This is a genomic window from Streptomyces sp. NA02950 (assembly GCF_013364155.1).
Taxonomy (GTDB): domain Bacteria; phylum Actinomycetota; class Actinomycetes; order Streptomycetales; family Streptomycetaceae; genus Streptomyces.
Genome location: NZ_CP054916.1, coordinates 8,910,782 through 8,934,178 on the forward strand (window position 1 = coordinate 8,910,782; position 23,397 = coordinate 8,934,178).

A 23,397-nucleotide genomic window follows, 5' to 3' on the forward strand; every position below is an offset into this window, starting at 1 on the left:
CGTCCCCCAGCTTCTCCGCCACCAGCGCGGCCAGCATTCCGGTGAACTCGGCGGCCCGCTCGCGCCCTTCGCGGGTGGTCGTCATCGGCTGCACCGAGGTCAGCGCCGCCATCGCCGGGCGCAACGCCAGCAGCTCATCGGCGGACACGGTCCCGCCGAGCCCCTCCCGCACCAGGGAGGGGAGCAGCTTGCGGGCGTCCTTGGCGGGCAGCGCCTCGAGGGCGGCGAGCGGCACCGGCCTCCCGAGGTCCGTCAGCAGCTTCCCGGCGTCGGGATGTCCCTCGCACAGCACCGGCAGCGCCTCGGCGGGACACTCGGCCCTGGACACCAGCGCGGCCACCACCGCCGGTGCCAGGGGCCGTGAGCGATGTCCGCGCACCAGACCCGCCCAGTCCAGCTCGGCGCGCAGCCCCAGGGCCTGGGGCACGCCCTCCGGCGCGCCGTACACCTCGTCCAGCAGCCCCGCGGGCCCCTCGGCCGCCGCCACCGCGGCCCGCAGGGCCTCCACTCCCTCCGGACCGGCCGCGGCCGCCCGGCCCAGCGCGAGGTCCTCCGCGTCGCCGTGGCCGCCGCGGGGTGCGCCCCCGGTGTCCAGCAGCGCGGCGAGCCGGTCCGAGCCATCGTGGAGGACGAGGGAGAGCATGCCCCGCAGCCGCTCGCCACGGGTCAGCTCCCCGCCGGGCCACAAGGTGTCCAGGGCGTGCGCCACCACCTCGGGGAACGGAGAGACCACCGCGGCCCGCAGGGCCAGCCGCCGGTGCCCGGCCGAGGAGGCCCGCACCGTCAGCAGCCCGGCCGCCGGACCCGGCCTGTCGAACCAGAGGCGGTCGGCGGGATCCGCCGCCGCCAGAACGGTGCGCAGCTCGGCGAGTGTCCACGAGCCGTCGTGGAACGCCTTGGCCGCCACCAGCGGATGCCCGGACGCCGCGAGCCGCACGCGCAGCGCCGGACCGGCCGCCGTCGCCTTCTGGTTCCCGGCCAGCAACTCCAGCCACGTGCCGCCTTCGGCCAGCACCGCGTCCACCAGAGCCGACGGGATCCGCTCGGCCGACCGGACCACGGGCTTCAGCAGATCGGGCGTCCGCTCGAGCAACTCCCGCAGATCCTCCGGGCGGCCGCGGTCGAGCAGCGGCCCGAACGCGGGGCGGGGCGGCAATCCGGTCATCTGGCCTGGTCCTCTCATCGGCGCTCACAGGGCGCGGGGAACCAGGACAGGGCGACCGGCCGGGGAGCATGACGCTCCCTCGGCAGGTGACCTGTCTTCCCCCGCAACACCCCACACGTTATCGGCGGGATACGACACCGTGAGGGCCCGTCCCGGACGCCGGTGGGCGAGGACTCAACGGGCGCTGGCCAGGGTCGGGTAGTCGGTGTAGCCCGTCTCTCCGCCCGTGTACATCGCGTACCGGTCCCGCACCGGATTGAGGGGCGCGCCGATGCGCAGTCGTTCGACCAGGTCGGGATTGGCCATGAACGCGCGGCCGAGCGCGATGAGGTCGGCTCCGGAGGCCAACAGCCGTTCGCCCGCGCGGCGGCCGCCGTCGGCGGGCAGCGGACCCCGCCCCAGCGCCGGATTGGCCATCAGTGTGCCCGGCCAGTCACGCCGGATGTCCCGGTAGAGCGGCTGGTCCGGGTCGGCGAACACGATGTGCAGATAGGCCAGGCCGGTGCCGGCCAGCACCCTGACCAGCGCCGGGTAGATCTCGTCGGTGTCGCCTTCCGCGATGCTGTTGACCGTGTTTCCGGGGGAGATGCGCAGTCCGGTCCGTTCGGGACCGATCGCGTCGGCGACGGCCCGGACCACCTCGACCGTGAAGCGGATCCGGCCGGAAACCGCACCGCCGTAGCCGTCGGTGCGCCGGTTGGTGTTCTTCGCCAGGAACTGGTGCAGGAGGTGGCCGTTGGCCGAGTGCACCTCGACGCCCTCGAACCCGGCATCGATGGCGTTGCGGGCCGCCGCGGCGAAGTCGGCCACGGTGGACCGGATGTCGTCGGCAGTCATCTCCCGGGGCGGAAAGGCGGGTTGACGTCCCTGAGGGGTGTGGATCGTCTCCGGGAGCGGGACGGGTGACGGCGCGACGGGCGTCAGACCGTGGGTGTCGGGGTGGCCGACCCGTCCTCCGTGCTGCAACTGCAGGAACATCCGGCCACCGGCGGCACGGACCGCGTCGGTCACCCGTCGCCAACCCGCCACCTGCGCACCGGTGTGGATCCCGGGGATGTGGGGATACGTCTGCCCCACGGCGTTCGGCGTGGCCGCCTCGGCGATGATCAGCCCCGCGGAGGCGCGCTGTGCGTAGTACGTCGTCATCATGGGACCCGGCACCCCGTCGGCCCCGGCCCGGTTGCGGGTCAGCGGTGCCATCACCAGACGGTTGGGCAGTTCCAGGGGGCCGAGGCGGGAGGGGGCGAAGAGCGGGGACTCCACCGATGCGGGGGACTGTACTGATGTGTTCGTCATGCCGGTACGGTAGAAGTTGACATCAGTGTCAGATTCAAGTCCTCGAGTCGGCATGCGAGGTGGGGCAATGCGCATCGGTGAACTGGCCCGGCGGAGCGGGGTGAGCGAGCGTTCGCTGCGCTACTACGAACAGCAGGGACTGCTGCGCGCGGAGCGCACTCCCGGCGGCCACCGCGACTACGGCGACTGGGCCGTCGACCGGGTCATCCGCATTCAGGAACTGCTGGCCGCGGGACTGAACAGCGCGAAGATCGCCCAGTTGCTGCCCTGTATGCGGGACGGGGACGGCGGGCCGTCCGAGATCGCCACCCGGCAGCTGGTCACCGAACTCATCGGGGAACGGGACCGCATCGACCGCATGATCGGCGATCTGATCCGCTCACGCGATGTCCTGGACGAGGTGATCGCCACGGCGTCGGACGGATGAGCGGCCGCCCCGCCGGTGTTCCGTGCCCCCGTCCCGGCCTAGTCCGCCGCCACCTCCTCCCGTCGCTCCCAGGCGACCTGGGCGACATCGGCCATGACGGCGAGGATGTCCGGACCGTCTGCTGCCCCGTCGAGATGGCGGTATTCGGTGGCCACCGTGATGACCATCCGTTCGGGCAGTCCCAGCCGCGGAAAGGTGTTCTCTGCGATGAGGGCGCGGGCCGCGTCCAGGGCGGGGACCCCGGCCTGGTGCAGCTGATGACTGCGGTGGCGGAGGTGCTCGAGGTAGCGGATGTGGCCGCGGACGCCCTCCGGATCGAGCACCGGACCGTGGCCCGGGACGATGATCTCGGCCCCGGTGGCCAGCACCCGTTCACAGGCGGCGATCACGTGGCTCAGCGGGCCCGCCCAGTGCACCGCGTGGTCGCCGGGGTCCTCCGTGCCGGAGGCGAAGATGACATCCCCGGTGAACGCCACGCGCTGCCGCGGCAGATAGGCGATCAGATCACCGGTGGTGTGCGCGGAGGGCAGTCCGAACAGCTGGACCGGCACCTGCCCGATGCACAGATCGAGTTCGCCGGTGAAGGTCAGGGTCGGCTCCACGACATCGGTGGCGGACCAGTCGAACCGTCCGAAGTGGCGCTGGAGGTACCAGCCGAGCGGTGTCTCCGGATCGCTGCCGTGCACCAGGGCGTGCAGCTGCCGTGGCTTCGGCTCCCAGGCGATATGACCGAGCGCCTCACGGGTGGCCACGACCTCCGGGTCCGGCAGCACCTCCGCACCCCACAGATGGTCACCGTTGGCATGGGTGACGATCACCCGTCCGATGCGGCCGCCGTCGGGGAGCAGGGTCCTGCTGCGCTCCAGGAAGTCGAGGGCCATCCGCCGGTCGTAGGGGGTGTCCACCCAGGCGGCGGCGCCGTCGGGGGAGACGATCAGACCGCAGTTGGCCAGTCCCCATCCGGTACTCGGTCTGGGGGACCACAGGTGGACTCCGTCGGCGAGGGCGATGAGCGGCGACTGCGAGATCATGAACGCCAGTATCCCGGGTGCCGGGCCTCACGACGGTGACTTCGCGCCATGGGGACGGTGGCGCCGCCCCAGCCGTCGCGGCCGCCCCAGCGGTCACGCCGTGCGGGAGCGGGTCACGCCGTGAGGGGGCGGTCGGCCGGTTCGATCGGCGCCGGAAGCGTCGTGGAGCCCGTCAGATAGCGGTCCACGGCCGCCGCGGCCGACCGGCCCTCGGCGATCGCCCAGACGATCAGCGACTGGCCGCGGCCCGCGTCCCCGGCCACGAAGACCCCGTCCGCCCCGGCGCCGAAGTCCACGTCGCGGGCGATGTTCCCCCGGGTGTCGGTCTCCAGCCCGAGCTGGTCGAAGAGCCCGTCGTGCTCCGGACCGCGGAACCCCAGGGCGAGCAGCACCAGATCGGCGGGGAGCACCCGCTCGCCGCCCGGCTCCGGCCGCCCCTCGCGCTCCGCCCCGACCAGCCGCAGCGCCCGGACGCCGCCGTGCGGGCACGCCGCGTCCGGTGCGGTGCCCTCGAAGCGGACGGTGGTGGCCGAGAACACCCGGGCGTCCACGTCCGCCTCCGGTGCGGCCGCCAGCTCGTCCGCCTCCTCGTGGGCGGCGGACATCCGGTAGATCCTGGGGTAGGTGGGCCAGGGCTCGGCCTCGTCCCGCTCCTCGCCCGGCCGGGGGTGGATGTCCAGCTGGGTCACCGAGGCGGCGCCCTGCCGCAGTACGGTACCCAGGCAGTCGGCGCCGGTGTCCCCGCCGCCGATGATCACGACGTGCTTGCCCTCGGCGTTGATCGGCGGCCGGAGGTAGTCGCCCTCCTGGACCCGGTTGGCCATCGGCAGGAACTCCATCGCCTGGTGGATCCCGGCCAGTTCCCGGCCGGGCACCGGCAGCTCCCGCCAGGCCCGCGCGCCCACCGCGATCACCAGCGCGTCGTAGCGGGATCTGAGCTCGGCGGCGTCCACATCGGTGCCCACGCCCACCCCGGTACGGAATTTGGTGCCCTCGGCCCGCATCTGCGCCAGCCGCCGGTCCAGGTGGTGCTTCTCCATCTTGAACGCGGGGATGCCGTAGCGCAGCAGACCGCCCGCCCGGTCGTCCCGCTCGTACACCGCCACGGTGTGCCCCGCCCGTGTCAGCTGCTGGGCCGCGGCCAGACCCGCGGGGCCCGAGCCGATCACCGCGACGGTGCGGCCGGTCAGCCGCTCCGGGGGCCGGTGCGGGACACGGCCGCTCTCCCACGCCCGGTCGGCGATGGCGACCTCGACGTTCTTGATGGTGACCGCCGGCTGGTTGATGGCGAGCACACACGCGCTCTCGCACGGGGCCGGACACAGCCGCCCGGTGAACTCCGGGAAGTTGTTGGTGGCGTGCAGCCGCTCGATGGCCCGCAGCCAGTCGTCCCGCGAGACCAGGTCGTTCCACTCCGGGATGAGATTGCCCAGCGGGCAGCCCTGGTGGCAGAACGGGATACCGCAGTCCATACAGCGACCGGCCTGGGCGCTGATGATCGGCAGCAGTCCGCCCGGTGCGTAGACCTCGTCCCAGTCCCGCACCCGCTCGGCCACGGGGCGGCGGGGTGGAAGGCGGCGCGGTGTGGTGAGAAAACCCTTCGGGTCGGCCATGACGGCCTCCGTTACCCGTGTCATGGTCTGGCCGGGGAAGCCCGGTCCACCGGGCTCCCGGCGTGGCGGCACCACGCGGCGCTGTCACGCGTTTCTCCCCACTGTACGACCGGTGCGTACGACAGGGCCGAGCCGCTGTCTCCGTGCTGACCAGGGCGTTCCGGACCGTCGGGCCGACCGGAAGCCACGGACCCGTGGCCGACCGGAAACGGGCGGACCGCTATCCGGCCGGCAGCCGGGCGCGTACCGCCTCCGCCTGTGCCATCACCCGGTCCACCAGCTCCGCACAGGACGGCAGATCACCGATGACCCCGGCCACCTGGCCCGAGGTCATCACCCCGGTGTCGGTCCGGCCGTCCACCATCGACGCCTTGAGCAGCATCGGGGTGGTGGCGGCCAGCAGCACCTGGCTCCAGGTGAGGTCCCGGCCGCGGCGCATGGCCAGCCCGTCGCGCGCCATCCGCGCCCAGCTCAGCCCGGACAGCCGCCGGAAGGCGGCGGCGTGGCGCACGGCGCGGACGAGGGCGGCGGCGCGCCCGGAGCGCTCCAGGGCGTCGACCAGCTCGCTGCGGAGCATCCGGTGCGGCAGTCCGTCCACCGCGGTGGTGACGGTGACATCGGTGACCGCGGCGGCCAGATAGCGGGCCTTCACCGCGTCCGGCACCGTGCTGTCGGAGGTCAGCAGGAAGCGGGTGCCCATCGCGATCCCGGCCGCCCCGTAGACGAGCGCGGCCACCAGGCCCCGGCCGTCGTGGAAGCCGCCCGCGGCCACCACCGGGATGTCCACCGCGTCCACGACCTGCGGGAGCAGCACACCGGTGGCCACCTCACCGGTGTGGCCGCCGCCCTCGCCGCCCTGCACCACGACCGCGTCCGCACCCCAGGCCGCCACCTTCTCCGCGTGCCGTCGCGCGCCGACGGAGGGGATGACGACCACGCCCGCGTCCTTCAGCCGGGCGATCAGCTCACGGGTGGGGGCCAGCGCGAAGGACGCCACCCGCACGCCCTCCTCGATGATGATCCGCACCCGCTCCGCGGCGTCGCCCGCGTCGGCCCGCAGATTGACGCCGAAGGGTGCGTCGGTGCGCGAGGCGACCTCCCGTACCGCCGCCCGCAGCCGGTCGGGGGACATGGTGGAGGAGGCGAGGATGCCCAGCGCCCCGGCGCCGGCCACGGCGGAGACCAGCCGGGGCCCGGCCACCCACCCCATACCGGTCTGGACGATCGGGTGGCGGACGCCGGTGAGCGCGGTCAGCGGGGTGTCCATCAGGACGGCACCTCCCTTTCGCGCAGCCCCTCCGGATCGATGACCTCCCGGATCAGCCGCAGCTCGGCCCCGCTCGGCTCACGGGTGCGGGGGACGTCGTCGGCGACGGCCAGCGGGAAGCCGGTGGCCTCCCGCACCTGATCGGCGGTCACCCCCGGATGCAGGGAACACACCCGCAGGGCGCGGTCGGGGGTGGCGAAATCGAGGACGGCGAGATCGGTCACCACCCGCCGCAGATCGTGGAAGCGGCTCGCCGAGGGCCCGGCCGCGGCCGCCCGGTCGTGGCCGACCCCGCAGACCATGTCCACGCGCTCCACGAAGACCCGCCGGGAGTGCCGGGGTACCCAGTAACTCGTTGGGTTGTTCAGGGTGTTGACGGTCGCTCCGCGCACCCCCAGCAGCTGCCGCCGGGGCCGTTTCCAGTCGCCGACGCAACTGATGTTCTGGTTGCCGTGGCGGTCGAGCTGGCTCGCGCCCATCATCACATGGCGTCCGCCGCCGGTGACCAGCGCCAGGTGGCGGCGGTACGGCAGCCAGCCCTCCACCACCTCCGGGTCGTCGCCGATGAGCATGGCCTCGCCGTCGGTCAGCAGCAGACCGGGCGCGAAAGTGAGCCTGGCCAGCCGTGCGCCGATCCGGGGCACCACCCCCATCGGCGCGGCCAGGATCTCCCCGTCGCCCCGCCATGCCTCCGCGCACGCCACCACGCAGTACTCGGCCCGGCTCACGCCCCGGCTCATCGGCTCTCCCTCCGGAAGTCCGCCACCGCGGCCCGGTACGTGTCCTCGTCCCCGGACAGGAAGCGCGCACTGAACTCCCGCCATGCGGCGGGGTCGGTGGCGGCCTTGGCGTACGCGCTCTGGAACGCCTCGTCGCGTCCGTAGTCGGGGGCGCAGGAGGTGAAGTGGGCGCCGTGCGGGGCCTCGATCACACCGGTCACACTGTGACGGCTGACCAGCAGCGTCTGCGGACCGCCCGCCGCCGCGAACTCCGCGGTGTCGACCACACGTTCGCAGGAGACATACGCCCGCTCCGCCGCCTCGCAGAACAGGTCGTCGAAGTACGGGTCGGGACCCAGGTACTGGCCGTTGCCCGCGGCGTCCGCGCGGTTGAGGTGCACCAGCGCCACGTCCAGCCGCAGCGCCGGTACGGCTGCCAGCTCCTCGCCGTCCCCGTAGGGGGAACGGACCGTCCGCAGTGCCGGGTTGACCGTCATCACGTCCGAGCCGAGGCCCGCGCGGACCGGCAGGAACGGCAGCCGGTGCACCGCGGCGGTCAGCCCCCACATGACCATCGCCTCGTCCAGTTCAACCAGTTCGAGGGTGCCGCCCTCGCGTGCCGCACGGAAGTGCGGCTCCAGGGCGATGGAGTCCAGGGTCGCGAACGCGGTGACCAGTGTGCGGATCGTTCCGGCGGCGGCCAGCAGCCCCACGTCCGGGCCGCCGAAGGAGACCACCGTCAGATCCGTGACGTCCGTGCGCAGCAGGGCCCGTACCAGCGCCATCGGTTTGCGGCGGGAACCCCAGCCGCCGATGCCGACCGTCATCCCGCTCTCGATCCGGCCGACCGCCTCCGCCGCGCTCATCCGCTTGTCCCCGTGCCTCATCGCCTCTCACCGCCCCGCGCGAGGAAGGCGTCCCGGTGCCGGTCGGCGAGCCCGCCGAGGTTGGCCTCGAAGGTGAAGCCCTGCTCGAAGCGGTAACTGCGGTGCACATCGACCGGGTCGATCCCGTTGATGGCCGCCTTGGCCAGCCGCAGCAGTTCGCCGTCCTTGGCGGCGATCTCGCGTGCCAGCTCCAGCGCCGCGGCCCGCAGTCCGGCGCGCGGCACCACCCGCCACACCGAACCGTGCCGGTGCAGCTCCTCCGCGGTCGCGGTACGCGCGGTGTAGTACAGCGCCCGCATCAGATGCTGTGGCACCAGCCGGGCCAGATGGGTGGCCGCCCCCAGCGCGCCGCGGTCCAGCTCCGGCAGTCCGAAGGCCGCGTCCTCGCTTGCCACGATCGCGTCCGCGTTGCCCACCAGGCCGATACCGCCGCCGAGGCAGAAGCCCTGCACCGCCGCGACGACCGGTACCGGGCAGTCGTACACGGCGGCGAACGCCTCGGCGCAGCCCCGGTTGGCGCCGAGGAGCGCGCCGTACCCCTCGGTGCGCCGCATCTCCTTGATGTCCACGCCCGCGTTGAACCCCCGGCCCTCGGCGGTGATAACCACACAGCGCACCGCGGGGTCGGCGCCCGCGTCGCGCACGGCCGCGGCCAGTGCGTACCAGCCGTGCACGGGAAGGGCGTTGACGGGTGGGAAGTCCGTGGTGACAACGGCGACGCCCGCTTCCGGGGCGGTGGTGGAGACACCCATGAGCAGATCCGCTACCTTTCCACCAAACATTTGTTAGGTGAGAAGGTAGCAGCGCTCACCGTACAGCGGGAGGTGTCGCGTGGCCGTCACCATCGACCTCGCCGGGCAGGTCGCCGTGGTCACCGGAGGAACGCGCGGCGTCGGGGCGGGCATCGCACGCGCCCTGCTCGCCGCCGGGGCCGAGGTGGTGGTGTGCGCCCGCCGCGCCCCCGGCCGCCCGGTCGAGGCCGCCGGCCGCACCGCGCGATACCGGCCGCTGGACGTCCGTGACGCCGATGCCGTCGACGGCTTCTTCACCTGGCTGCGGGCTGCGTACGGCCGCCTGGACCTCCTGGTCAACAACGTCGGAGGCAGCCCCTACGGGTTGATCGCCGACACCGGTCCACGCCGCGCCGCCCGGGTCCTGGAGCTGAATCTGACCGCGCCCATGACCGTCGCCCTCGCCGCCCACGCGATGATGCGCCATCAGCACGGCGGCGGCTCCGTCGTGATGATCGGCAGCGTCAGCGGAACCCGCCCTTCCCCGGGCACCGCCGCCTACGGGGCCGCCAAGGCGGGCCTGGAGAACCTCGCCCGCACCCTGGCCGTGGAATGGGCCCCGGAGGTGCGGGTGAACACTCTCGTGCTCGGCATGGTCCGCACCGAGCTGTCGCATCTGCACTACGGAGAGGCGGACGGTGTCGCCGCCGTCGGCCGGACCGTGCCGCTCGGACGGCTGGCCGAACCCGCCGAGGCCGGTGACGCTTGTGTCTTCCTCACCTCCGGCCTCGCCCGCTACATCACCGGCGCGAGCCTGGCCGTGCACGGCGGCGGGGAGCGCCCGGCCTTCCTCCACGCCGCCACGGTGAACGCGGCGGAGGACACCGCCGCGACCGATCCCAGCGCCCAGGGCCCCACGGTCCAGGCCCCCACCACCCAGGAGGAGTGAGATGAGCGGACTGTGCGGCGGACGTGTCGCCGTCGTCACCGGAGCGGGCCGCGGCCTCGGCCGCGCACACGCGCTCGCCTTCGCCGCCGATGGCGCGAAGGTCGTCGTCAACGACCTCGGCGCGGGCCCGGACGGCGTCGGCCGGTCGGCGGACCCGGCCCAGGAGGTGGTGGCGGAGATCCGCGCCGCGGGCGGTGAAGCGGTCGCCCACACCGGGGACATCGCCGCCACGGACGGCGCGGCCTCCCTCGTCGCCACCGCGCTGGACACCTACGGCCGCCTCGACACCCTCGTCAGCAACGCCGGTTTTGTACGCGACCGGATGCTCGTCAACCTCGGCGAGGAGGAGTGGGACACGGTGATCCGCGTCCACCTCAGGGGCCACTTCCTGCCACTGCGGTACGCCGCCGCGCACTGGCGCGCCGAGACCAAGGTCGGGCGCACCCCGGCCGCCCGCGTCATCCACACCAGCTCCGGCGCGGGGCTCATGGGCAGCGTCGGCCAGGGCAACTACGCGGCGGCCAAGGCCGGGATCCTCGGTCTCACCCTCGTCGCCGCCGCCGAACTGGACCGCTACGGCGTCCAGGTCAACGCCGTGGCACCGGCCGCCCGCACCCGGATGACGGAGACCACCTTCGCCGACACCATGACCGCCCCCGACCGGCCCGGCGCCTTCGACACCATGGCCCCCGCGAACGTCTCACCGCTCGTGGTCTGGCTCGGCTCCGCCGCCTGCGCCGGGGTCACCGGCCGGGTCTTCGAGGCCGACGGCGGGCGCATCACCGTCATGGACGGCTGGCGCCGCGGCCCGACCGTCGACAAAGGCGCCCGCTGGACCCCCGCCGAGGCGGGCGAGGCGGTGGGCGAACTCCTCGCCGCCGCCCGACCGCCGGAGCCGGTGTACGGGGCCTGCTGAGGGCCTGTCCCCACCCGTGCGCGGAGAAGCGCCCGGGTGGAGGGAAGGGGGTGGGGACAACCCCCGCGGCGGACGGGCGCCAGCGGGATGGGCGACGTGCCCGGCGCCCCGGCAGGCTTGATCCCCGGACGGAACAGCCGAGCGGAGCGGGAGCAGTTGTGGGTGCACGTGCGAGGACCGTGGCACTGTGGACGGGCATCGGGGCGGTGGCGGTGTCATCGGCCGTCGCGGCCGGAACTCCGGCGCGGGGGACGTCCGCCGCGCCCCCGCCCGGCTTCGAGGAGGCCGTCGGACAGACCGTCGAGGACGGCTTCCCGGCCGCCGTGGCCTACGCACGGCGCGGTGGTGAGACCTGGCGTACGGCTGCCGGGGTCGCCGACACCGCGACCGGCGAACGGGCCCGCCCCGGCCAGCGGTTCCGGATCGCCAGCAACACCAAGGCGTTCGTGGCGACGGTACTGCTGCAACTCGAGGGCGAGGGGCGGCTCTCGCTCGACGACAGCGTGGAGAGGTGGCTTCCCGGCATGGTGCGCGGAAACGGCAACGACGGCGCCGCCATCACCGTACGGCAGCTGCTCAACCACACCTCGGGGATCTACGACCCCACCACCGAACCCGAGTTCTTCGCCCCCTACCTCGAGGACGGCGACCGGGACCACATCATCACCCCGCGCGAGGTGATCGCCCGCGCCGTCGGGCATCCGCCGGAGTTCGCGCCCGGCCGGGGCTGGTCGTACTCCAACACCAACTACCTGCTCGCCGGGCTGGTGATCGAGGCGGTCACGCAGCACAGCGCCCCCGCCGAGATCCACCGCAGGATCCTCGCCCCGCTCGGGCTGACCCGCACCTCCTTCCCGGTGACCGACCCCGGCATCCGCGGGCCGCATCTGCACGGCTACGACCTCGAGGGGCGCGATCTCACCCGGTTCAGCCCCTCCTACGACTGGACCGCGGGAGCCATGATCTCCACCGTGGACGATCTGGCCCGCTTCCACCGGGCGCTCTTCGGCGGCGCGCTGCTGCGTCCCGCGCAGCAGCGTGAACTCCGGACTCCGGTGTCGTTCCCCGACGCCCCGGCGTACGGCCTCGGGGTGCAGCGGATGGAGCTGCCGTGCGGCACCGGGAAGGACGCCGACCCGGTCACGGCCTGGGAGACCGACGGCGGCGGACCGGGCTTCACCAGCGTCGCCCTCACCACCGCCGACGGCAAACGCCAACTGGTCCTCGCCGCCACCGTCTTCGACTTGGCCGCGGAGCTGAAGGGCGAGCCGCCCGTGCCGCGTTCCAAGGGGCTCCAGAAGGCGCAGCGGGCGGCCCTGTGCGCATGAGACGGGCCGAACGTCTCAGATGCTGACGCCGTGGGCGCGCAGATAGGCGAGCGGGTTGATGTCGGAGCCGTAGCCGGGACCGGTGCGGATCTCGAAGTGGAGGTGTGGACCGGTGGCGTTGCCCGTGGAACCGGAACGGCCGATCTGCTGGCCGCCGTTGACGTTCTGCCCCGCCCGTACCGACAGCTGGGAGAGATGGGCGTACTGGCTGTATCTGCCGTCCCGGTGGCGGATCACCACCTCGTAGCCGTAGGCGTCGCCCCAGCCCGCCGAGACCACGTGGCCCGCGCCGACGGCCTTCACCGAGGTGCCCACGCCCACGGGGAAGTCCACGCCCGTGTGATGGCCGCTGGCCCAGCTGGAACCGGACGCCCGGTAGGCCGTGGTCGGCCTGACCCCGCTGACCGGCGCGGTGAACCCCGAGCCGGCGGCGGGCTTCGCTGCGGATGTGTGGCGGCTGGTGTGCTGCTTCTCGGGCTGCGGCCGGGGCTTGGGCTTGGCCTTGTGGTGGGTTTCGGCCCGGCGCTTCGGTTTGGCTTTCGGTGCGGTCTTCTTCGGCGTTGCCTTGCCACTGCCGCTCAATGCCAGCTTCTGACCGGGATAGATCAGATCCGGATCGCCGCCGATGGTCTCTCGGTTGGTCTCGTAGAGCGTCCGCCAACCGCCCCGCACATTGTGGTCATTGGCGATCCGGGACAGCGAGTCGCCGCTGACGACCACATAGCGGCCGGCCCCGGACGGCGCCTGACCGGGCAGCCGGGTGGGCGTGGGCTCGCTCCGCCGGGTCTGCTTCTGCTGGGTCTCCCGGGCCTTCGGCGCGGATGCCTTGAGGGCCTCGGGGGCGCTCCGGGGCGCGGCGGCCCCCCGGGCCAGCCCGGCCTTGCCGGAACAGACCGGCCAGGCGCCGGGTCCCTGGCCGTCGAGCACCTTCTCCGCGACGGCGATCTGCTGGTCCTTGGTGGCCAGATCGGCCCGTGCCGCATAGGCGGTTCCGCCGTACGCCTTCCAGGTGCTCTGGGTGAACTGGAGTCCGCCGTAGAAGCCGTTGCCGGTGTTGATGTCCCAGTTGTTGGTGGACTCGCACCGGGCGACCTTGTCCCAGGTCCCTTCCGAGGCCGCGTGCGCGCCCGTGGCGCCGACCAGTGGCAGGGCGATACCGGCGCCGCCCGCCGTGACGCTCAGCGAGGCACGGGAGATGCGGTTGGGTTTCGGACGGCGGTGGCGTCCCCGTAAGGGCATGGACGGCTCCTTCTCCTGCTGGCGCCTGTGCGGCGGGCTGCCGGGCGCGCCAAAGATAAGGGGCCCGATTCGGCCACAACAAGAGGGAGTTGACGGGGAATGAGGGCCACACCGCGCTGTGCTGCGACCCTCCCCAGGCTGTGTGATGTGCGTCACGTCATTTCACTCGGTGGTGCGGGAGAAGCGCAGGGTGACGATCTCGAACGGACGCAGCGCGAGCGCACAGTGCGGGCCTTCGGTATCGGCCCGGCCGGTCGGCCGCTCCAGCAGATCGCAGGACGCGGCGCCGGTCCACGGGAATCCGGCGGTCAACCCTGTCCGCACCCGCCCTCCCCGCGACTCGTGCAGCCGCACCACCACATCGCCGCTGCCGTCGTCGGCCAGCTTGACGGCCGTCACCACCACGGCGTCGTCCTCGACCGACACCAGCGGTGCCACGGCGGCACCGACCGGTATCCGCCGCTCGGGCAGATTGATCCGGTACCCCTCCCGCACCGCGTCCCCGATCGCCGCCCCCGGCACCAGTGCGTAACGGAAGCGGTGCGTCCCCTGGTCGGTGCGCGGATCCGGGAAGCGCGGGGCACGCAGCAGCGACAGCCGGACGGTTGTCGTATGCGCGGTACGCGTGACGTCGTAGCCATAGGTCGAGTCATTGACCAGGGCGGCACCCCATCCCGGCTCCTCCAGATGGACGAAGCGGTGCTGGCACGCCTCGAACTTCGCCGCATCCCAGCTGGTGTTGGTGTGCGTGGGCCGGTGCAGATGGCCGAACTGGGTCTCGGCGGCGATCCGGTCGCTGCGCACATCCAGCGGAAAGGCGGCCTTGAGGAACTTCTCCGTCTCGTGCCAGTCCACCTCCGTGTCGATCTCCAGCCGCCGTTCGCCCTGGAGAAGGCTCAGCCGCTGCTCGACCCGTGAGGAGCCGAACGTCCGCACCACCCGCACCGCGCCGTCGACCCACGCCAGCTCCCGCACGTCCGTGAGGTCGGTGACGGTGTTCCGGTAGAAGTGGTCGACGTCCCAGGCGTCCCACATGTTCGGGAAGTCCGGGTGCAGCTGGAGCAGATTGGCCGCCTGCCCCGGGGCCACCGTCTCCCGGTCCGCGACGAGGTCGTACACCGACACCACCAGACCGCGGCCGTCGATACCGATCCGCAGCAGCCCGTTGTCGAGCACAAAGCCACCGCCCTCGCGCGGCTCGGCGGCCACCGGCGCGCCCACGCCCGGTCGCGCGGGCGCGGCACCGCCCGCCGGAACCCCGGCCCGCTCATGCGGAGCCGCGTTGAACACCAGCTCCGCACCGCCCTCCGCACCGTCCGCCGCGAGGGCGGCCAGCGCCCCCGCGACGATCTCCTCCAGTTCCTCGGCGACCCGCGCGTACGTCCGCTCCGCCTCCCGGTGCACCCAGGCGATCGACGACCCCGGCAGGATGTCGTGGAACTGGTGGAGCAGCACCGTCTTCCACAGCCGGTCCAGCGCCTCGTACGGATAGCGGAATCCGGTGCGCACCGCCGCCGTCGCCGCCCACAGCTCCGCCTCGCGCAGCAGGTGCTCACTGCGCCGATTGCCCTGCTTGGTCCTGGCCTGGCTGGTCAGCGTCGCCCGGTGCAGCTCCAGATACAGTTCGCCCACCCACACCGGGGCATGTCCGTACTCCGCGTGCGCCTTCTCGAAGAACGCCGACGGGCGTTCGAAGACCACCCTCGCCGAACCCTCCAGGTCCGCCAGCCGCTTGGCCCGGGCCACCATCTCGCGGGTGGTGCCCCCGCCGCCGTCGCCCCAGCCGGTGGGTGCCAGCGAACGCCCCGCCGAGCCCTTCTCCCGGAAGTTGCGGACCGCGTGCGCGACCTCCTTCCCCGACAGCTGTGCGTTGTAGGTGTCGATCGGCGGGAAGTGGGTGAACACCCGGGTGCCGTCCAGCCCCTCCCACCAGAAGGTGTGATGGGGAAAGGCGTTGGTCTGGCTCCAGGAGATCTTCTGGGTGAGGAACCACTTCGCCCCCGCCTGCCTGACCAGCTGCGGCAGCGCGGCCGAGTACCCGAAGGTGTCCGGCAGCCACACCTCCTCGGTCTCGATGCCGAACTCCTCCAGGAAGAACCGCTTGCCGTGCACGAACTGCCGGGCCAGCGCCTCCGACCCCGGCATATTGGTGTCCGACTCCACCCACATCCCGCCCACCGGAACGAACCGGCCCTCCGCCACGGCCTTCTTCACCCGGGCGTACACCTCCGGGCGGTGCTCCTTGATCCAGGCGAACTGCTGCGCCTGCGACATCGCGTAGACGAAGTCCGGCTCGTCCTCCAGCAGCGCCGTCATGTTCGCGGTGGTGCGGGCCACCTTGCGCACCGTCTCGCGCAGCGGCCACAGCCACGCCGAATCGATATGCGCGTGGCCCACCGCGCTGATCCGGTGCGCCGAGGCATGGGCCGGGGCCGCCAGCACCTCCGCCAGCAGCTCCCGGCCCCGGCCCGCCGTACCGCCCACATCCTGCAAGTCCACCGCGTCCAGGGCCCGTTCGACCGCGCGCAGGATCTCCCAGCGGCGCGGGCTCTCGGGCGACAGCTCCGCCATCAGCTCGCCCAGCACCTCCAGGTCCTGCACCAGCTCCCACACCGTCTCGTCGAAGACGGCGAGATCCATCCGGGCCAGCCGGTACCGCGGCTCGCTGCCCGCCGTCTCCGGATCGCCCAGCTCGGTCGGCTGGAAGGGGTGGTAGTCCAGCAGCACCGGATTGGAGGCGGCCTCGATGTGCAGCACCACCTCCTCGCCGCCCGCCACCGGGGACCCCACCCGCACCCACTGGTTGCGCGGATTGAGCCCCTTCACCGGGGAGCCGTCCGGCCGGTACACCAGCCCCTCGCACTGGAAGCCCGGCATGTTCTCGTCGAAGCCCAGGTCCAGCACCGCTTCCACGGTCCGGCCGGCCCACGAGTCCGGGACCGTGCCGCGCACCGTGAACCAGCTGGTGCCCCACGGCGGCCCCCAGGCCGCGCCGGCCGCGATGGGGGTTCGGGGCGCGGCCAGCCCCTCGGCCACGGGCACCGGCTCGCCCGGTGCGTTCCAGATCCCGGTCTCGAGCGGTACGGACTCCGGGTGGACCGCCGGGCGGATGCGCTCCTCCAGGACACGCTTGAGCCGGGCTTCGGTGACGGCACGGTCGCTGTGCATGAGACGAGGACTCCTTGACTGCCGGGCGGAGGGTGCTTCCGGGGACTACCAGGTGAACGAGACGGCGGAGGGCGGAGAGGGAGTGAACAGCTCGTCCACGGCCCGCACTTCGATCCGGGACGCCCGCTCACCCTCCGCACGGCGCAGAGCGGGAACGTAGAAGGCCGTGCCACAGGTGCCGCCGAGGAAGCGGCGGCCTCCACCCGGCAGCACCTGGTGCAGCTCGTAGTGGCGTACCGCACCGGACGAGCGCCCCCAGGACAGCCGCAGCGCGGCCGTCCCGGTCTCACCGCCGGGCCGGGACGCGGTCACCGTCAGCGGTCCGGGCGTGTCCGGAGCCCCGGCCGCGGCATCCCGCACCGCGAGCGCCCCCAGCCGCCAGCGCACGGTGCCACCGCCGGACGGGGTCAGCCGCACCCCGAAGGCGCGCACGGACTCCGCCCGGAGCGCGCGCAGCCGCCGTCCGATCCACAGGGTGGCCGTGGTCCACCCACCGCCCGCGCGGAGCGTGCCCGCCGGAAGGTAGCTGAAGTCGTACGCACCGCCCGGAGTGTCCGGCTCCCGTACGGCCACCGCGAGCTCCACCCGGACCGCCGCCGACCCGGCGTCGGCCCGATGGGCCAGCTCCACCACGGTGGCGGCCGACAGCGGCAGCCGGACGGAGTGCAATTCGACCGTCGTGGGCGCGCCCGGGGCGCCGTCCACCAGCAGACTGCTGCCACCGCGCCACGCGTCGGCGAAGTCGAAGTTGACGGTGGGGCGGGCACCGGTCGTGCGCACCACCCAGCGGCGCCCCGGCAGCCGGTCCTGGAGGCCCAGATGGGTCCAGGCCGTGTCCGAGAGCGCGGTGCCCTCCTCGTACCAGCGCATCCCATGGCCGGTGTTGAAGGAGGTGGCGAAGGGCAGCGCGGTGACGGTGGAGCGGTCCGCGACGGAGACGGCGGGCGCCCGCCACCCTCCGGTGCCGCTGCCCGGCGCGGACGGGTCGAGGGAGGCGCCGGTCCAGAAGCGGTCGTCGCGGGCGTGGAAGGCCGCCGGTGTCCGCTGCCCCGACGGCAGACTGGTCCAGGTCCACTCGGGACGGTAGAAGCCGTAGCCGGTGGTGTGCGGGGCGTCGGCGGGTATCACGGCGTCCCAGTTCACCGAGGTGTCATAGCCGCGGGACTCGACGTCGATCCCGGCCCACAGCTCGTAGCGGCTGCGGCCGAGCTCTTGTGCCAGCCGCCCCGAGGAGGCCAGTCCCGAGCGGCTCCAGTCGAAGTTCAGGAACATGGTGGCGGAGGCCCGGAAGAAGGCGGAGTTGCGGTTGTTGAGCGCGTTCTGCCAGCTCACGGCCCCGCTGTCGACCATCGCGTCGTACCACGTGACCCGCAGGCCCTCGCCGCGGTCGCGCAGATGGAGCAGGAAGTCCCGCATATCGGTGGCCAGCTGGGTGTTCCCGCCGTCGGTCTCGGCGTTGATGAACCAGCCGTCGAAGCCGTACGCCTTCGCCACCTGGATCAGCTTGTCCGCGACCGGGAACCCGCCGCCGCTGCCGCGCTGGACCAGATCCCGGGTCCAGCGCAACTGCCCGCCGTACGCCACGGGCGGCAGGAAGACGGTGCCGAGCACCGGGACGCCGTTGCGGTGAGCGGCGTCCACGACGGGTGCGTTGGGCGCCAGGATCAGCCCCTCTCCGGAGGAACCGCCCCAGAACACCAGCTCGTCGAGATAGGCCCAGTGGGTGAGCGCGTAGGAGTCGGCCGTCGCGGACCCCTGGGAGGGGTTGCCGGCGGTGGGAGCGAAGGCGGCCAGGGCGGACACCCGCGCCTGGCCGGTGCGCGCGGTGGCGTTGGGCGCCACCGGCGTGAAACGGGACGCGAGCGGAACGGCCGAGGTGTTGAAGGCCAGGTCCGGATCGGACTCCGGGGTCCAGGACATCAGGCTGCGCCAGACGACACCGTCCCCCGGGCTGCCGGAGGGCAGGCTGTCGGGGAACCAGTACGAGGCGTACGGCCGCAGATCGTCGGTGGCAGAGGCGGCAGAGGCGGCCGCCGTACCCGTCCGGCCCGCGGCGGTCGCGGTGCCCATGGGCAGGGCGGCGGCCGCCGCCGTGGCCGCGCCCGCGGCCAGCACCCGGCGGCGGCCGGGACGAGCGGTGGCTGTGCCGGGCGTTGCGGAGCTGTCGTACATGCTGGACTCCTTCGCTGCGAGGTCAGGTGGGGGCGGGCGGCTCAGTCGATGGCGTCGACGGTCAGCACCTCCGTGATGCCCCGGGCCGCCAAGTGCGTGCTGTCCGCGGCCCGTTCGGCCAGCACCACGGCCGGGCGCAGCCCCCGCGCGGCAGCCCGCATCCACGCCTCGAAGAACACCCCGCCCGGTGCGCACCCCGAACGCCCCCGGGCGGACTCCTCCCCGACCTCCGCCACCAGCGCCGTGGTGCGCGGCGCGGGAAGCCGCTCCCGCCGCTCCCGGACGATCCGGGCGAGTGCCCGCCCGGCGGGTTTGACCCGGCGGTCGTTGGTGAGCAGCCCGAGCCCGTACTCCAGCTCGGGGAAGTCGGCGAGCCCGCGGTCCACGTCATGGGAACACCACCAGGTCACGCCCCAGAGATCGGGGCAGTCCAGGGCATGGGCCACGGTGGTCTCGGTGAAGGCGGCGGCGCGCTCGGGGGGAATGTGCGGCGCGGGCGCCCCGACCTCCTGCAACCAGACCGGGCGGTGCGGATCCGTCGCCCATGCCTTGGACAGCTCGATGAGATAGGCGGCGTGCCGTCCGGTGGCGGCGCCGGTGGGGCCGTGGCGCTGCGCCGTGCCGTTGAACACCCAGGAGTGGACGGCGGTGGCGGCGCCGAGCCGGGCCGATTGGGCGGGGGTGAACGGGTGGTCCTCGTGGTACCAGGCGGCGTCGTAGGAGGAATGCAGATGCGGCCGCCCCGGCGCGCCCTTCGCACACGCGTCGAGCATTCCGCGCAGCCACGCCCCGGCCTGTTCGGAGGTGATGCGGTCGGGGTCGGGGTGGGGCGCGGCGGAGAACTGGTTGAACTCGTTGCCGACGGTCATCCCGAGGAACGCGGGCCGGTCGGCGAGGGCGGCGGCCAGGGTGCGCAGATACTCCGCCTGGGCCTCCACCACATCGGGGTCGGTGAAGAGGCTGCGGCGGTGCCAGGTGGTGGTCCAGGACGGAATGAAGTCGAAGCTGGACAGATGACCCTGCAATCCGTCCACGTTCACCTCGAGACCGCGCTCGGCGGCCGCGTCGACGAGCTCGACCAGCTGCTCGACCGCGCGCGGGCGGATGAGCGTGCGGTTGGGGTGGAAGACCGGCCACAGCGGGAAGACCCGGATGTGGTCCAGGCCCAGGGCCGCGATGGAGTCCAGATCGGCGCGGACCGCGTCGAGGTCGAAGTCCAGCCAGTGGTGGAACCAGCCGCGGGTGGGGGTGTAGTTGACGCCGAAGCGCACGGAATCGATCCCTTCAGCCCTTGACGGCGCCCTCACCGACGCCACGGAAGAAGTACCGCTGGAGACAGGCGAACATCACGATGAGCGGGGCGACCGCGATGATGGTGCCCGCCGCGACGAGCCGTGGATTGTTGGCGAAGGTGCCGTGCAGATAGTCGAGGCCGACGGTCAGGGTGAACTTGTCGGAGTCGGAGAGCACGATCAGCGGCCACAGGAAGTCGTCCCAGGCGCCCATGAAGGCGAAGATGGCGACCACCGCGAGGGTGCCCTTCACGGCGGGCAGCCCGATCCGTACGAACCGCTGCCACACATTGGCCCCGTCGATGACCGCCGCTTCCTCGATCTCGTACGGGAGGTTGGCGAACGCGTTCCGCATCAGCAGGACGTTCAGCGAACTGACCGCGCCCGGCAGCACCACCGCGGTGAGGGTGTTGTTCAGTTCCAGATCCCGCATGGTGGTGAACTGGGCGATGATGATGGACTCCAGTGGCACCAGCAGCGCCATCACAAACGCCAGCCTGGCCGCCTTCCGGCCCCGGAACCGCAGCCTCGCCAGCGCGTATCCGGCCATCGCCGCGCCCACGCAGTTGGTGAGCACATTGGCCACCGCCACCTTGAGCGAGTTCAGTGCGTAGTCCCACACCGGGACGATGTCGGCGACCCCGGAGTAGTTGTCGAGCGTGGGGTGTTCGGGCAGGAAGGCCGGCGGCGAGGTGTAGATGTCCTCGGTGGTGCTCTTGAGCGAGGTGGACAGCTGCCACAGGAAGGGGCCCACGGTCAGCGCCAGGACGGCGAGCAGCAGCAGATAGCGCAGCGCCTTCTCCCAGCCGGAAATGCGCTTCACCTCAGCTCCTCCCGGCGGTCGGCGCGCAGCACCAGCAGCATCAGCACGAGGGTGATGGCGAAGACGACGAGTGAGAGGGCGGAGGCGTAGCCCACCCGTCCGTTCAGCCCGGTGCCCACCCGCTGCACCAGCATGACGAGCGTGGTGTCCTGCCCGGCCGGGCCGCCGGTGGGCCCGGCCAGCAGATACACCTCGGAGAACACCTTGAACGCGGCCATCGAGGAGAGCGCGCCGACCAGCACCATGGTGGAGCGGACGGCCGGGACGGTGACGCTGAGGAAGCGGCGGACCGCGCCCGCGCCGTCCACGGCGGCGGCTTCGTGCAGTTCGGGCGGGACGTTCGCCAGCGCGGCGAGATAAATGATCATGTAGTAGCCCAGCCCCTTCCACACCGTCAGCGCCATGGCGCTGAACAGCAGCAGCCACTCGTCGCCGAGGAAGCCCACGGGACCGGCGCCGAGGAAGGCGAGGATGCCGTTGACCAGACCGCGGTCGTCCAGCATCCACACCCAGATCAGGGAGACCACGACGACCGATGCCACCACCGGGGTGTAGAAGGCGGCCCGGAAGAAGGTGACACCGGGGATCTGCTTGCGGACGAGCAGGGCCAGCAGCAGCGGCAGCAGCACCGTGCACGGCACCACCATCACCACGTACAGCAGGCTGTTGCGCAGGCCCACCGCGAACTGCTCGTCGTCCAGCATGGTCCGGAAGTTCTCCAGGCCCACCCAGGAACCGCCGGTGAGCGTCCGGGTGTCGGTGAACGCCTGGTGGACGGTGGTCAGAAAGGGATAGAGGGTGAACGCGCTGACCACGGCGAGCCCCGGGAGCAGAAAGAGCCAGGGGCTCGCGGCCCGGTGCGTCCGTGGCGAGGGAGCGGCGGGGCGGCGGCTCATCGGTGCCCCTAACCCTGCTGGAGCAGCTTGTTGCTCTGCGCCACGGCGTCGTCCAGCGCCTTCTTCGGCGACTTCTTGCCCTGGAGGGCCTTGGCCACCTCGTTCTGGAGCACGGTCTTCATTTCGTCGCTCATGACGACGGGGGTGTAGTTCACCGCGCCCTTGAGCAGCTTCGCGGAAGCGACCCGCACGCGGCCCTCGTCGGTGCCGTCGTCCTTCGTCCAGTACGGCTTGTCCAGCGACCCCTTGGTACTGGGGAAGATCGCCACCTTGTGGGCGAAGGACTCCTGGTTCTTCCGGTTGGTGACGAAGTGCGCGAACGCGATGGCGGCGGCCTTGTGCTCGCTGTTCTCCTTCACCGCCAGACCCATCACATACATGTTGGGCTTGCCGGTGTTGTTGGGCGCCTCCGTGATGCCGAGGTTCTTGTAGAGGCTGGGTGCGTCCCGTTTGAAGGTCTCCAGGTCATGGGCGCTGCCCGGATTCATCGCGACCTTCTGCTCCAGGAACTTCTGCCCCGCCTTCTCGGGGGTGTTGGTGAGCGCCTGCCCGTCCAGAGCGCCCTTGTCGTAGAGCTTCTTGTACCGGGTGAGCAGCTCGACGCCCTGGGGCTCGTTGTAGGTGAAGGCGGTGGCGTCGTCGTTCATCAGCGTCACGCCGTAGCGGCCGAAGTCCTCGATGGACGGGGTGCCCGCGAGGGTGGCGACCTTGCCGTCGGACTTTTCGGCGATGGTGTCGGCGGCGCTGAACAGCTGGTCGTAGCTGCGCGGCGGGTCGGCCGGATCGAGCCCCGCCTTCCGGAAGAGCGCCTTGTTGTAGAACATCGGGCCGGTGTTGAGGTACCAGGGGAAGGCATAGGTCCCGTCCAGGCCCGGAAGGGCGTTGCCGCGCCACGCCTCGGGGGTGTACTCCGGGCGGTAGCGCGAACTGGCCTTCTCATGGTCGAGGTTCATCAGCACACCGGCCTTGGCCAGCGGATGGGCGAGGTCCGGGGACACATTGACCACATCCGGAAGGCTGCCGGATCCGGCGTCCGCGCTGAGCTTTTCCGCGTAGTTCTCGGCGGGCTGATCCAGCCACGCGACCTCGACATCCGGATACTTCTCCTCGAAAGCGTCGATCAGGCCGTTGAAGTAGTCCTTGAAGTTGGCCCGGAGATTCCAGGTCTGGAAACGGATCTTGCCCTCGATTTTGCCGTCCGCACTCGATCCGCCTCCGCCGCCATCTCCATTGCAGCCGGTCAGGGCCATGGAGGAGAGCAGGAGGGGGAGGATGGCGGCGGTCGCTCTACGGGATATGGGCATGGCCGACGAGCTCCTTCGATCGAAGCCGGCGTGAGTCCGGTGGAAGCGGGAAGGGCCGGAGCGGGCAGACCAAAAACTGCACCCGAAGCGGGAGTTGCGTCAAGACTTCCGTCGCGAACTAATGCGCTTTAGTCTTAATCCAGCTCAAGCGCTTTAGTGATCTCCTCGAATGAC

Annotated in this window: 18 protein-coding genes; 4 read left to right on the forward strand and 14 right to left on the reverse strand. The window is 72.2% G+C overall.

The window, feature by feature from the left end; genetic code table 11:
- Positions 1–1,339: 1,339 nt before the first annotated feature.
- Positions 1,340–2,461, reverse strand: a complete 1,122-nt coding sequence (locus tag HUT19_RS38290) for an alkene reductase (RefSeq protein ID WP_176185500.1) — start codon at positions 2,459–2,461, stop codon at positions 1,340–1,342.
- A gap of 67 nt (positions 2,462–2,528) precedes the next feature.
- On the opposite strand from HUT19_RS38290, the gene HUT19_RS38295 reads away from it, so the two are divergent.
- Positions 2,529–2,888 carry a MerR family transcriptional regulator gene (locus HUT19_RS38295; RefSeq protein WP_176185502.1) on the forward strand — a complete coding sequence of 120 codons (360 nt, stop codon included), beginning with the start codon at positions 2,529–2,531 and terminating at the stop codon, positions 2,886–2,888.
- Between the two features lie 38 nt (positions 2,889–2,926).
- Here the strand turns inward: HUT19_RS38295 and HUT19_RS38300 are convergent, their stop codons facing one another.
- The 6 genes from HUT19_RS38300 to HUT19_RS38325 all read right to left on the reverse strand — a co-directional run bounded on the left by HUT19_RS38300 (position 2,927) and on the right by HUT19_RS38325 (position 9,157).
- Positions 2,927–3,919 carry an MBL fold metallo-hydrolase gene (locus HUT19_RS38300; RefSeq protein WP_176185504.1) on the reverse strand — a complete coding sequence of 331 codons (993 nt, stop codon included), beginning with the start codon at positions 3,917–3,919 and terminating at the stop codon, positions 2,927–2,929.
- 113 nt (positions 3,920–4,032) lie between these two features.
- A complete protein-coding gene (locus tag HUT19_RS38305) occupies positions 4,033–5,532 on the reverse strand; it encodes a glutamate synthase subunit beta (protein ID WP_176185506.1) in 1,500 nt (499 codons plus the stop codon).
- 220 nt (positions 5,533–5,752) lie between these two features.
- Positions 5,753–6,799 carry a nitronate monooxygenase family protein gene (locus HUT19_RS38310; RefSeq protein WP_176185519.1) on the reverse strand — a complete coding sequence of 349 codons (1,047 nt, stop codon included), beginning with the start codon at positions 6,797–6,799 and terminating at the stop codon, positions 5,753–5,755.
- Positions 6,799–7,539 carry a CoA-transferase subunit beta gene (locus HUT19_RS38315; protein ID WP_176185521.1) on the reverse strand — a complete coding sequence of 247 codons (741 nt, stop codon included), beginning with the start codon at positions 7,537–7,539 and terminating at the stop codon, positions 6,799–6,801. The genes HUT19_RS38310 and HUT19_RS38315 overlap by 1 nt, the downstream gene beginning before the upstream one ends.
- Positions 7,536–8,405 carry a CoA transferase subunit A gene (locus HUT19_RS38320; RefSeq protein WP_176185523.1) on the reverse strand — a complete coding sequence of 290 codons (870 nt, stop codon included), beginning with the start codon at positions 8,403–8,405 and terminating at the stop codon, positions 7,536–7,538. The genes HUT19_RS38315 and HUT19_RS38320 overlap by 4 nt, the downstream gene beginning before the upstream one ends.
- Positions 8,402–9,157, reverse strand: a complete 756-nt coding sequence (locus HUT19_RS38325) for an enoyl-CoA hydratase family protein (RefSeq protein ID WP_176185525.1) — start codon at positions 9,155–9,157, stop codon at positions 8,402–8,404. Before HUT19_RS38325 ends, HUT19_RS38320 begins: the two co-directional genes overlap by 4 nt.
- Positions 9,158–9,236: 79 nt before the next feature.
- On the opposite strand from HUT19_RS38325, the gene HUT19_RS38330 reads away from it, so the two are divergent.
- The 3 genes from HUT19_RS38330 to HUT19_RS38340 all read left to right on the forward strand — a co-directional run bounded on the left by HUT19_RS38330 (position 9,237) and on the right by HUT19_RS38340 (position 12,329).
- Complete coding sequence (locus tag HUT19_RS38330; protein WP_176185527.1) at positions 9,237–10,085, forward strand: SDR family oxidoreductase; 849 nt, start codon at positions 9,237–9,239, stop codon at positions 10,083–10,085.
- A gap of 1 nt (position 10,086) precedes the next feature.
- Positions 10,087–11,001 (forward strand): SDR family oxidoreductase, encoded by a 915-nt coding sequence (locus HUT19_RS38335; protein ID WP_176185529.1) that lies wholly within the window; start codon positions 10,087–10,089, stop codon positions 10,999–11,001.
- Between the two features lie 179 nt (positions 11,002–11,180).
- Positions 11,181–12,329, forward strand: a complete 1,149-nt coding sequence (locus HUT19_RS38340) for a serine hydrolase (RefSeq protein WP_254886016.1) — start codon at positions 11,181–11,183, stop codon at positions 12,327–12,329.
- Positions 12,330–12,344: 15 nt separating this feature from the next.
- Here the strand turns inward: HUT19_RS38340 and HUT19_RS38345 are convergent, their stop codons facing one another.
- From HUT19_RS38345 to HUT19_RS38375, 7 genes are all read right to left on the reverse strand, one after another.
- A complete protein-coding gene (locus HUT19_RS38345) occupies positions 12,345–13,568 on the reverse strand; it encodes a transglycosylase family protein (RefSeq protein WP_176185531.1) in 1,224 nt (407 codons plus the stop codon).
- A gap of 162 nt (positions 13,569–13,730) precedes the next feature.
- The gene (locus HUT19_RS38350) at positions 13,731–16,736 is read right to left on the reverse strand and encodes a glycoside hydrolase family 38 C-terminal domain-containing protein (protein ID WP_176185533.1); all 3,006 of its coding nucleotides are present in this window, start codon (positions 16,734–16,736) and stop codon (positions 13,731–13,733) included.
- Between the two features lie 45 nt (positions 16,737–16,781).
- Positions 16,782–18,908 (reverse strand): endo-beta-N-acetylglucosaminidase, encoded by a 2,127-nt coding sequence (locus tag HUT19_RS38355; protein WP_176185536.1) that lies wholly within the window; start codon positions 18,906–18,908, stop codon positions 16,782–16,784.
- Between the two features lie 41 nt (positions 18,909–18,949).
- Positions 18,950–20,179, reverse strand: coding sequence for a glycosyl hydrolase (locus HUT19_RS38360; protein ID WP_176185538.1), 1,230 nt, complete (start codon positions 20,177–20,179; stop codon positions 18,950–18,952).
- A gap of 13 nt (positions 20,180–20,192) precedes the next feature.
- Positions 20,193–21,023, reverse strand: coding sequence for a carbohydrate ABC transporter permease (locus HUT19_RS38365; protein WP_176185540.1), 831 nt, complete (start codon positions 21,021–21,023; stop codon positions 20,193–20,195).
- Positions 21,020–21,919, reverse strand: coding sequence for a carbohydrate ABC transporter permease (locus tag HUT19_RS38370; RefSeq protein WP_176185542.1), 900 nt, complete (start codon positions 21,917–21,919; stop codon positions 21,020–21,022). The genes HUT19_RS38365 and HUT19_RS38370 overlap by 4 nt, the downstream gene beginning before the upstream one ends.
- 8 nt (positions 21,920–21,927) lie before the next feature.
- Positions 21,928–23,223, reverse strand: a complete 1,296-nt coding sequence (locus HUT19_RS38375) for a sugar ABC transporter substrate-binding protein (protein WP_176185544.1) — start codon at positions 23,221–23,223, stop codon at positions 21,928–21,930.
- Positions 23,224–23,397: the final 174 nt, after the last annotated feature.